At 42.5% G+C, this 11,270-nt stretch carries 9 protein-coding genes; all 9 read left to right on the plus strand.

The window, feature by feature from the left end; all coding sequences use genetic code 11:
- Positions 1-233 precede the first annotated feature (233 nt).
- The 9 genes from H524_RS0110880 to H524_RS0110930 all read left to right on the plus strand — a co-directional run bounded on the left by H524_RS0110880 (position 234) and on the right by H524_RS0110930 (position 10,845).
- Positions 234-1,085, plus strand: a complete 852-nt coding sequence (locus H524_RS0110880; protein ID WP_027940239.1) for a DUF2262 domain-containing protein — start codon at positions 234-236, stop codon at positions 1,083-1,085.
- 540 nt (positions 1,086-1,625) lie between these two features.
- On the plus strand, positions 1,626-2,492 hold the full coding sequence (locus tag H524_RS0110885) for a DUF2262 domain-containing protein (RefSeq protein WP_027940240.1): 867 nt from the start codon (positions 1,626-1,628) through the stop codon (positions 2,490-2,492).
- A gap of 596 nt (positions 2,493-3,088) precedes the next feature.
- The gene (locus tag H524_RS0110895) at positions 3,089-4,000 is read left to right on the plus strand and encodes a DUF2262 domain-containing protein (RefSeq protein WP_027940241.1); all 912 of its coding nucleotides are present in this window, start codon (positions 3,089-3,091) and stop codon (positions 3,998-4,000) included.
- Positions 4,001-4,258: 258 nt separating this feature from the next.
- Positions 4,259-5,104: a DUF2262 domain-containing protein gene (locus H524_RS0110900; protein ID WP_027940242.1), complete on the plus strand. Its 846-nt coding sequence runs from the start codon at positions 4,259-4,261 to the stop codon at positions 5,102-5,104.
- Positions 5,105-5,281: 177 nt separating this feature from the next.
- Entirely contained in the window at positions 5,282-6,211 is a 930-nt protein-coding gene (locus H524_RS0110905) for a DUF7021 domain-containing protein (RefSeq protein ID WP_027940243.1), read from the plus strand.
- A 228-nt stretch (positions 6,212-6,439) separates the two neighbouring features.
- Positions 6,440-7,321: a DUF7021 domain-containing protein gene (locus H524_RS15520; protein ID WP_052339067.1), complete on the plus strand. Its 882-nt coding sequence runs from the start codon at positions 6,440-6,442 to the stop codon at positions 7,319-7,321.
- 280 nt (positions 7,322-7,601) lie between these two features.
- Positions 7,602-8,474 carry a DUF2262 domain-containing protein gene (locus H524_RS15525; RefSeq protein WP_052339068.1) on the plus strand — a complete coding sequence of 291 codons (873 nt, stop codon included), beginning with the start codon at positions 7,602-7,604 and terminating at the stop codon, positions 8,472-8,474.
- 292 nt (positions 8,475-8,766) lie between these two features.
- Positions 8,767-9,648: a DUF7021 domain-containing protein gene (locus H524_RS0110925; protein WP_027940244.1), complete on the plus strand. Its 882-nt coding sequence runs from the start codon at positions 8,767-8,769 to the stop codon at positions 9,646-9,648.
- A gap of 279 nt (positions 9,649-9,927) precedes the next feature.
- Positions 9,928-10,845 (plus strand): DUF2262 domain-containing protein, encoded by a 918-nt coding sequence (locus tag H524_RS0110930; RefSeq protein WP_027940245.1) that lies wholly within the window; start codon positions 9,928-9,930, stop codon positions 10,843-10,845.
- Positions 10,846-11,270 lie beyond the last annotated feature (425 nt).

Here is an 11,270-nt window from a genome sequence, read left to right on the forward strand (position 1 = left end):
ATAAATGAGGCTCCCGTGGCTCCTAAATGGAGATACAAACTCGATGAGTTAGATGTTTAATTTTTAATTACCGTATTTATGAAACGCACTACTAGCATCAGCATGCTAAGTGCGTGAGGTAATGGAACACTCATACAAAGAGTAGCTCTAACCATAAAAGCGGCTATATCACGCGGTATAGTCATCTGTTTGTTTCAATATGGTTAGCTGCAGGCCCACATAAGGAGAAGTCTATGCTTGAAGCTTTTTACGCAAAATACGAGTCCGAAGAGTTTGAAGTAATTGCCATCATCAATAATTGCATTGGAACATGTAGTAATACTAGGCTTAATTTCTGGGAAATGACTGCCTCGACTATTGGGCTAAAGGTTTGCGCCACTGGTGAAATCATCTCAACTCCAGTGCACCTATCATGGCCTATAGCAGGTGATGATCGCTCTGGCAAAATGAGCTTTGATCGCTTTGCTGAAGAACAAGTCTGCGCCCTCAAAGTGCGTAAGATGAAGGCTGAGTTTTGTCAAAAGCTCCTAGCTCCACATTACTGTATTGTGTCAGTGATCGATGAGCATGCAAACTGTCCAGAGCTCATGCCTTTACTCGAGGAGTACCGTAAGAAAGTGGTGCTTGAAGATGAGGATCTTGGCACTCTCGTACTCTACAAAGACATAAATCTGTTTGAGGGTGAGGTTGACTATAGTGGTGCCCGCTTTACTCTTTATTTAGAGGTAGATGCCCTAGATAAGAACACTTGGACACAAGCTTTTAATGCTGCTAAAGCCTTGATTTGCAAGGGCGCATATTGGGATCAACCAATGTGTGAGTTTGCAGCTAAGGAGCTTACCGATCTAGCCAATGATTATCGTGAAGAAGAAGATTACGATGACGAATCTTTATATGCCCCAAGTGACCTTGAAGAAATTAGTGAGAAGGAATTTGCCTGCCGCATCTACATTGATGAGCTAAGCGTTAATGCAGATGGAGAATTTACTGCATTCTACAATGATGACGACATGTTTTTAGGTCGCGTAATCATCATCAAAGGCTCCCTTGAAAAGGGTATTGAGGATGCCTATCTTCGGGACTAATCATCCTTGCTTAGCATGGGAATCTAAGCTTCATACGCTGTAGCAGCCTATCTAAAACTCTCCTATCCTATTCTATATCAACGTGCGTAGGCTGTAGCATCATGCATCCTACGCATACTCCTTGGTAAGCTTAGCTGCAGCTATCGATAATTCTACGACCCTAGCGTAGCTACTGCTGACCATGCTATTGCTGTTAATTGCTCTAAGCCTGCTACAGCCCATAGGCAAACTTACCAGGTTCTGATCTTCAGCGCCTCTAGATCTCTATAGCAGATCCCTTGGGTGATAGGAGTTACCTAGCTTGGCTTATCTACACTAGAGCGCGAGTACCTGCATTTTTCTGCTGAGAAAGGCCTAAGGAGCTGCTATGATGAGCTCATTGATACGCTTGCTCTAAAGGGGCGATAGCATGCTAAGTGCTTGATCTAGTGGTACACTCATACAAAGAGTAGCTCTTGCCATCAAATCGGCCGCATCACGTGGTATGCTCATCTCTAAGAATCAATATGGTTAGCTTCCGACCCACATAAGGAGAGGTCTATGTTTGAAGATTTTTACGCAAAATATGAGACTGAGGAGCACGAGGTTTTTGCTCTTATCAATAAGTGCACGGGTGCCTCGACTAATCCTAAGCTTAAGTACTGGGAAATGAGCGCCTCGACTATTGGCCTTAAGTATTGCGACTCAGGTGAGATTGTAGATATTCCTGTTACTCTCGTGTGGCCTATCACTGAGGACGAGCATAATGGCACTATGGGCTTTGGGCGCTTTTGTCCAGAGCTTGTGTACAAGATTAAAGTGCGTAAGATGAAAGCTGAGAATTGTACAAACCTCCCTACCCCACCTTTATGTGTTGTAGCAGTTCTCAATATGGACGAAAATTGTCCAGAGCTTATGCCTTTACTTGAGGAGTACCGTAAGGAAGTGGAACTTGAAGATGAGGATCTTGGCACTTTCGTACTCAACAAAGACTTAGAGATGTTTGAAGGTGATATTGACTTTTTCGACAACATCATCACTCTTTATTTAGAGGTTGATGCTCAAGATCAGGGGACTTGGACACTTGCTCTCAACGCAGCTAAGGACTTGATTAACAAGGATGAGTATTTTGAGGATCAATTGCGCGAGTTTGCCGCTAAGGAGCTGACCGACCTTGCCAATGACTGGCGTGAAGAAGATGAAGATGATGACGAGGACGATGATGACGAAGTCCCATCCCCAGATGAATCAGCTGACGAGATTACCGAGGAGGAATTTGCCTCACGCATCTACATTACTGAGCTAAGCGTTAATGCTGATGGTGAGTTTACTGCCTACTATAATGATGACGATATGTTTTTAGGCCACGTCATCACCATTAATGGCTCCCTTGAAAAAGGTATTGAGGATGCCTATATTCAGGGCTAATCATCCTTGCCTAGCCAGGTTACCTTAGACTCATTCCCTGTAGCATCCTATCAAAGCCTATCCTGTTCCTTTCTATATCAACGTGCGTAGGCTGTAGCATCATGCATCCTACGCATACTCCTTGATAAGCTTAGCTGCAGCTAGAGATAATGCTACGACTCTAGCGCAGCTACAGCTGCCAGCCATTTGCTCCAAGCCTGCTACAGCCCATAAGCACACTCACCACTTTCTGACCTTCAGCGCCTCTAGAGCTCTATAGCAGCTCCCTTGAGTGATAGAAGAGTGATAAAAGTTACCGAGGTTGGCTCATCTACACTAGAGCGCGAGTATCTGCATTTTCCTGCTGATAAAGGCCTAAGGAGCTGCTATGATGTGCTGCTCGATAAGCTAGGCTGTGTCAGGGTGTTCTTAATAGCGCTCTCTTGCTAGCAAAAGAAGCAGCTCTTGAAGCGTTACTTGCGAATATGGCCTGTTCTAATACTATCAAGTTCAGCAAAGCCATTTGCTTAAGCCCTTGAAGGCATAAGTGTTTAACACTATTTACCAAATTCCAACTTAAAGTGCTCCCATCTTTGGGGCTATGTAAGGATATATCTATGTTTGAAAAGTTCTACGATATGTATGAAAGTGAGGAGCATGAAGTCATTGCTCTCATGGGCCGATGTGTAGGCTACCGCTATGAGCATAATTGCGGATGCTACTCTATTGATGCTGTGATGATGGGTGCTATCTTTTGCGACAGCTCTGATACTAGCAAGCTCGTAACCAGGGCTATGCATCTACACTGGCCTGCAGACGATAAGGATGTGCCTACTGACAAGGGCTATAAGCGCTTTGCAGTAGGACAAGTGTGCAGGTTAAAGATCCGTAAGCTCAAAGATGAGTGTGCAGAGCAACGCTATCTCCCACGTTACGGTCAATCTTTTGCAGATCAACGTCATATCCCACGCTACGCTCTGTCTGAAGTGCTAGTTGCTCATGAAGATTGCCCTGCGCTTAATAGAGTGCTTGCAGAGTACCAAGATGAAGTTGAGCTGCAAGATGAAGTGCTTGGCACTTTAACTCTCGATAAAGACTTTGAGAAGCTTCGTGGACAGGTTAAATGGTGCGGTGTAACCATTGAGCTGTGCTTAGATGTCGATGCATTTGACAAAGACTCATGGTCCAAGCCTCGAATTGCAGCTAAGAGCTTGGTAAGCGATTGCGTCTCTTGGGATGATAAAATGATCGAGTATGCCGCCCATGAGTTTACCGAATCATATAATGAAACGCATGGATGCGACTACGACGTGAGTGATTATCTAGATATAAGTGAAGACGAAGGCGAGTTTGAAGAGCTCAGCGAAGAGGACTTTGCTAGCAGACTGACCATGGTTAAGTTAGATATCGCTTTAGATGGATCGTTTAAAGCATACTTTGACTGTGACAACTTATTTTTTGACAGCTTTATAACAGTCACTGGCTCTGTGCAAGATGGCATCAAAGATGCCGATATCGAGGACAGATAACACCACTGTAAATGCCAGCCCATGATCCTAGGGTTTTAATCCTCGTCTGTGGTTTAATTGCCTTGCCGTTTCAAGTGAAAATAATAGACCTCTTGCCTGCACACACCGCCAATTAAACGGTCTACACGACTAGCCTATGCCTAGGCTTAGGCCTATGCCCAAGGCTCAGATGAGGCCCTGGCGTTATGGATCGCCCTCTGCCCAAGGCTCGCATGAGTCACCCTTGCGCGGGGATGGAGCAATTTATAAGGACAATCTATGTGTGAATGGTTCTACTATGTGTATGAAAGCGAGGAACATGAGGTCATCGCTCTTATGGGTCGCTCTATAGGCTGCGTCAGTAACATTCATTACGGTTACCACTCTATTGAAACTAGGATGATGGGAGCTCTCTTTTGTGACAGCGGTAAGCTTGAAACAAGAACCATGCATCTACGCTTTCCTGTAGAGGAAAATGATATGTCTAATGAAAATGGCTTTATGCGCTTTTCAGAAGGACAAGTGTGCAGGTTAAAAATCCGTAAGCTTAAAGATGAGTTTGCAAAGGACCATCATGTCCCACAGTACTGCCTATCTGATGTGATTAGTACTCATGAAGAGTGCCCTGAGCTTAATAGTGTGCTTGATGAGTACCACAAGGAAGTTCTACTTGAAGATGATGTGCTTGGCACATGCAAGCTCGATAAAGACTTTGAGATGTTTGTGTCTACGGTTAACTGGTGTGGTGAACCTACCGAAATCTCCTTTGAAGTCGATGCTTTTGCAAAAGATACCTGGACCAAGAATCTAAATGCTGCTAAGAGCATGGCACTTGAGTGCGACACTTGGGATCGCAACATGCGTGATTATGCCGCATCTGAGCTTACTGAAGCAGCCAATGAAAAGCTTGCATATGAGTATGAATATGGCGACTACTATGTTGAAAAACCTGAAACGCTGACTGAGGATGAGTTTGCTGACAAACTGTCACTATCTAGCATTGATATCTTCATAGATGGAAAGTTTGTAGCTTACTATGTTTACGACGACTTAGCTATCGATAGCTATATAACTGTAAGCGGCTCAGTCAAACATGGTATTGAGGATGCTCAGATTGATGACTAAGAGTGTCTAATAACCGCCCCCTTGATAAATCGGACAGGTCATACAACTCCGTAATAAGAAGTAACTTGTCTGCAGCAACAGCCTTGATAAGGCTTCTCGATGAGCCTATCTTGTAGCCTTAGCCATGCTCTGTGAGTCATCATGGCTAGCATGAGTAGCAATTTATGAGGACAATCTATGTTTGAAGAGTTCTACGAGAAGTATGAAAGAGAAGAGTTTGAGGTCATAGCTCTAATCAAAGATGTCTACATGCCACAGAACTTACTACCTGGTAAAGCTCAATGCGGCATAAGCATCGGAACCATGGGTATGGAGTTTTGTGACAGCGGTGAGCTAGTGAGTAAGGCTCTATACTTAGACCTACCTTTGTCTGAAAAAGAATGCAAGGAAGATAAAGTATTTAAGCGCTTTAAGCATGGTCAAATTTGCAGACTCAAGATAAGCAAGCTCAAAGCAGAATGTCGAGCAATACACCCTCTACACTCATGGTGTATTAGACAAGTGCTACAAGAGCATGACGAGTCTCCCAAGCTATCAAAGCTGTTTGAAGAGTATCAGAGCTATATTGTACACGATGAAGTACTAGGAACACTTCTGTGCAATAAAGTATTTATGGAGTTTGAAAACTTTATTACGTACAACAATATTGACGTCCACCTCACATTATATCTTGATTCATTTGAGAAATTATCATGTACAAAAGGAGCCAAGGCGGCTAAAACCATGATAAGTCGTTGGCCATCATGGGACAAGAAATTACGTGAATATGCAGGCTTTATGTTCGCCGACGAGTTAAACCTCAAATTACAGTCTGACTATGAATCTCAACTTGCTAATTTTGAAGGTGAGAAGCGCTCTTGTGATGAAAACGGCGGCTGTGCTCCTAATAAGTTAAGACCTGAACTGATTAGTGAAGAGCAATTAGCCGATGATATACGCGTATATCAGTTAGTGGTTAGTCGTACAGGACGTTTTACTGCTCTATTAACTTGTAATACCTTAATTTACGATGTTTCAATGTCTGTTGAAGGTACTCTAAAAGATGGCATACTTACAGGCGAGGTTGATGTTCTAGAAGCAACGTTAAGCAAGCCTAGCGCTACTTAGATACTCTTGTAATACCTCATACTGCAGCTTATGCCTTGACCATGACTAGCTTAGTATTAGTGCTATACAATGAGTGTCTGTGATGTTAACTTTACTGAACTTTTAAAGTTCACTCTCTTAGCTAAGGGTGAGCATACTAAGCTGCACGTCACCACCACAGCCTAAAAAGCAATCATTTCACAAAGCCCACAAAACGCGGCATCAATGCTGCCTTAAAAGGATATACCTATGTTTGAAAAGTTCTTTGAACAGTATGAAAGCGAGGAACATGAGGTCATTGTAATTATAGGTAATTCTAGAGGATACCCTACAAAGAACGCGGACACTAATATCTACGAAATCTCCATCCAAACAATGGCTATGTTGTTTTGTGATAGTGGCGAGTTAGTAACCAAGAAAATGTGGTTAGACATGCCTGTAGCTGAGGAAGATTGCAATAACGACGCGTTAATCGAACGCTTTGAGCCAGAAAAATTATTTAGGCTCAAGGTACGCAAGATGAAAAAGGAGTGTCAAGATCTAAGCTCTACCCCCGAATGGTGTATTTCTCAAGTTCTCAATGATAATGAAGAGTGCCCTGTGCTATCTAATTTGCTTGATGAGTACTATAAGGATGATGTTATTGACGATGAGGTGCTAGGCGAACTAAAGCTCAGCAGGTTTAGTGACGTATTAGTGAGCGACCTTAACTGGTGCAACATGCTCATTGCTTTCCAGCTACGTGTGGATGCATTAGATAGAAAGTCCTGGCCACAAGCTATCAGCCTTGCCAAAACCATGGTTGCTGATTGTAAATCATGGGACAAGAAGATGCGCAAGTATGCAGCATCTATGTTTACCGAGGATGGTAACAAATTTTTAGAAGATATGTTTCACTATGAATATGGTGACGAGTATGATGAATACGGAAACCATGTATCAGGCGAAACACCTCAAAGAGTAACCGAAAGACAATTTGCCTCTGCACTTTATATTTGTCTTCTAGAAATAAATGCAGACGGTTACTTCTATGCAATATTAAAAAGTCGCAAGTACTTGGGCGGAAAAACTATCGAGGTCGAAGGCAATGTTAACACGGGTATTTACAGTGCTGATATAGATATATTCTAGGGATACAATAAGCGCCCTCTCAAATTAATACAGTGGCAAGAATCGGAACAATACCTCCTGACATCACAGCAGACCAATCAGGGCATGCCTGAGCCGTGACTAGCTTAGTATTCGTGCTATACAATGAGTGTCTGTGATGTTAACTTCACTGAACATTAAAAGCTCACTCTCTTATCTAAGGTGAGCATACTAAGCTGTCAGTCACCACCACAGCCTAAAAGCAATCATTTCACAAAGCCCACATAACGCAGCAACAATGCTGCCTTAAAAGGATATACCTATGTTTGAAAAGTTCTTTGAACAGTATGAAAGCGAGGAACATGAGGTCTTCGTACTTATAGATGACCGTATAAGTACTCCTACAAAGGTTGCAGACAATATTTACCGCATCGGCTTCAGAACATTGGCAGCACAGTTTTGTGATAGTGGTGAGGTAGTACTCGAGAAGATGTGGCTAGAGTTTCCTTTAGCTGAGGAAGATTGCAATGACGACGCGGTATGCCAGCGCTTTAAAGCTGAGCAAATTTGCCATCTAAAGATACGCAAGCTCAAACAGGAGTTTCAAATTTTTGACTCTACCCCCGCATGGTGTATTTCTCAAGTGCTCAATGAGCATGAAGAATGCCCTGTGCTATCTAATTTGCTTGAAGAGTACCGTAAGGATGTTGTTATTGAAGATGAGATGTTAGGCGACCTAGAACTAGATAAGGAAGAGGAGGAATTTACAAGCGAACTTATCTGGTGTGACGATACCGTGTCTTTCGCATTATTAGTGAATGCTTTAGATACAGAGTCCTGGGCACAAGCCATCAGCGCTGCCAAATCCATGGTTAGTGAGTGTAAATCATGGGACAAGAAAATGCGCAAGTATGCAGCATCTGTAGGTGTCCAGGAAGCTAACGACTATTTAGAAGATGTATTTCATCATGTATATGGTGACGAGTATGATGAAAACGGAAACCACGTAACAGGCGCTAAACCTAAACGACTAACCGAAAGACAACTTGCCGCTGCTCTTGAGTTTCATTATCTAGAAGTAGATGCTCAAGGCGAGTTCTACGCATCATTTAGAAGTCGTCAGTACTTGGGCCGAGCAACCATATGTGTTGTAGGCAATGTTTACACGGGTATTGAATCATCTCAGATAGAGTAATTCTTGGGATACAATAAGCGCCCTCTCAAATTAATACAGTGGCAAGAATAGGAACAATACCTCCTGACATCACTGCAGACCAATCAGGGCATTCTTTAGCCGTGACTGGCTTAGTATTCGTGCTAGAGAAAGTGCGGCCGTGATTTTAAATTTGCTAAGCGCTAAGAGCTCACAGCCTATCTAAAGTGAGCTTACTTAGCTGTTAATCACCGCTACAGCCTTAATAACCACCTCTACCCATAGCCTCAGCAATACTGTAGATGAGGCCTTAAAAGCAACTAAGGATATACCTATGTTTGAAAAGTTCTTTGAACATTATGAAAGCGAGGAACATGAGGTCATTGTAATTATAGGCAATTGTAGAGGAGTCCCCTCAAAGAACGCGGACACTAATATCTACAAAATCTCTATCAAAATAATGGCTATGCTGTTTTGTGATAGCGGTGAGTTAGTACCTAAGAGCATGTGGATAGACATGCCTTTAGCTGAGGAAGAATGCAATAACGACGCATTAAGCGAACGCTTTGAGCCAGACAAATTATTTAGGGTCAAGGTACGCAAGATTAAAAATGACTGTCGAGGTCTAAGCTCTAGCCACACATGGTGTATTTCTCAAGTGCTCAATGAGAATGAAGAGTGCCCTTTGCTATCTAATTTGCTAGATGAGTACTATGAGGATGATGTTATTGACGATGAGGTGCTTGGCGAACTAAGGCTCAACAGATATGATGAGGTATTAACTAGCGATTTTATCTGGTGCAACAAGCCTATTGCTTTGTGGCTACGAGTGGATGTATTAGATAGAAAGTCCTGGCCGCAAGCTATCAGCCTTGCCAAAACTATGGTTGCTGAGAGTAAGTCATGGGACAGGCAAATGCGCAAGTTTGCTGCATCTAGGTATATCAATGATGCTAACAAATTTATAGAAGATATGTTTCACTATGAATATGGTGACATGTATGATGAATACGGGAACCATGAATCAGGCGCTACACCTAAAAGAATAACCGAAAGACAATTTGCCACTGCACTTTATATTTGTTTTCTAGAAATAAATGCAGACGGCAGCTTCTATGCAGTATTGAGATGTCACAAGTACTTGGGCGGAAAAACTATCGCGGTCGAAGGCGATGTTAACACGGGTGTTTACAGAGCTGATATAGATATATTCTAGAGGTACAATAAGCGCACTCTCAAAGTAATGCACTGCCAACTACAATGCATCTTTGCGTCACAGCGGACCACTAAGGTCACACCTTAGCCATGATTCGCTAAGTTATTTATGCTATGGAGTGGCGGTGATCTGAACGAGCCTAAACGCAGAGAGCTTGCAGAACCATCTATAATGAGCTAAACATATAAGGCAACTTGCTAAGCACAATAAAGCTTTAAATTGGTCAAACACAAGCCACGCGCAGTGACGCGTATCTGAGGCCTTAACAAGGATATATTTATGTTTGAAGATTTCTACAGCAAGTATGGAAGTGAAGAGCGCGAGATTATTGCTCTAATCAACAAAGCTGTCAGAACGTACGATTATGATGACGGTATAAACATCTGTTACATCTGGACAATGGGTGCGGTGTTTTGTGACAGCGGCGAGTTAGTTATCGAGAAAATGCGCATCGACTTGCCACTGACTGAAGCAGATTACAATAACGAAGCTGTCTTCAATCGTCTTAAGCATGGTCAAATCTGCAAGCTCAAAATACGCCAAATGAAAGCCGAGCATCAAGAACACCTCCCTTTTCTACCATGGTGTCTTGTTGATGTAGTAAAGGATCATGATGAGCATGCTCAGTTATCTGCACTTCTTAAAGAGTACAGTCAAGATGTTGTTATACATGATGATGTACTAGGCACGCTTGTGCTTGACAAGCGATCTCATATGTTTGAGCTTGAAGAGGTTAAATGGTGCACGTCGACTATTAAGCTGAACTTGTACGCTGATCCATACGACAAGACAACATGGGCTAAGGTAATTGATTTTGCCAGAACCATGGTTATAAATAAAGAATCATGGGACAAGCAAATACGTGAATATAATGCGGATTCATTCACTAGAGAGGTGAATGATAGACTACAAGGTGACTGGGAGTTTGAGCAAGATGAGCTAAGAGATGATGTTGTTTATCTTGAGCATCTTTTTTTACCACCAAGAACTGAACCTATTGAACCAAGACCTCAGCCTGAAATAGTAACAACAGAGCAATATATCGCCGAGTCTATCGTGTTTGAGATTGGTATATATTCAGATGGTAGATTTGAGGCTACTTATATTTGTCCTGAGTACATAGGAGACGCAATTGTTATTGTCGAGGGTACTGTGCAAGAGGGCATCACCACAGCTGATTTTGACGGCTTCTACTAATAGTCACCAAATAACATTCAAAATATGGGCAAGATTGATTGCCAAGGCCCTCGAGCAGCCGTGCACATTCATGCCTCAAGCTAAACGCTGAATTTGAGTATGTGTACGATATTTGGGGGGTATTAAAATAAAACTGGCATAACTATTATGAACCGCATGTTTATCAGTTTTTTGGAAAAACATGCACATGAATAGACTAAAACAAGCCAGACTGCATCATATGCAAGAAGGTCTCTCTTGGAGGGGGCTATGATCATCCCTCAAGACTGCCTCATCTATATGGTGAATACCCCGATATCAGCCCGCTATGGCATACCAACTATGTTCGATATGCTTGTCTCTAACACTATCAATATAAGTTGGAGCGGTATTGATCCTGTAGTTATTGTGACATTGAATGAACGAAGAACCATATGCAAGGTATT

This window comes from Anaerobiospirillum succiniciproducens DSM 6400, assembly GCF_000482845.1.
GTDB classification, from domain to species: domain Bacteria; phylum Pseudomonadota; class Gammaproteobacteria; order Enterobacterales; family Succinivibrionaceae; genus Anaerobiospirillum; species Anaerobiospirillum succiniciproducens.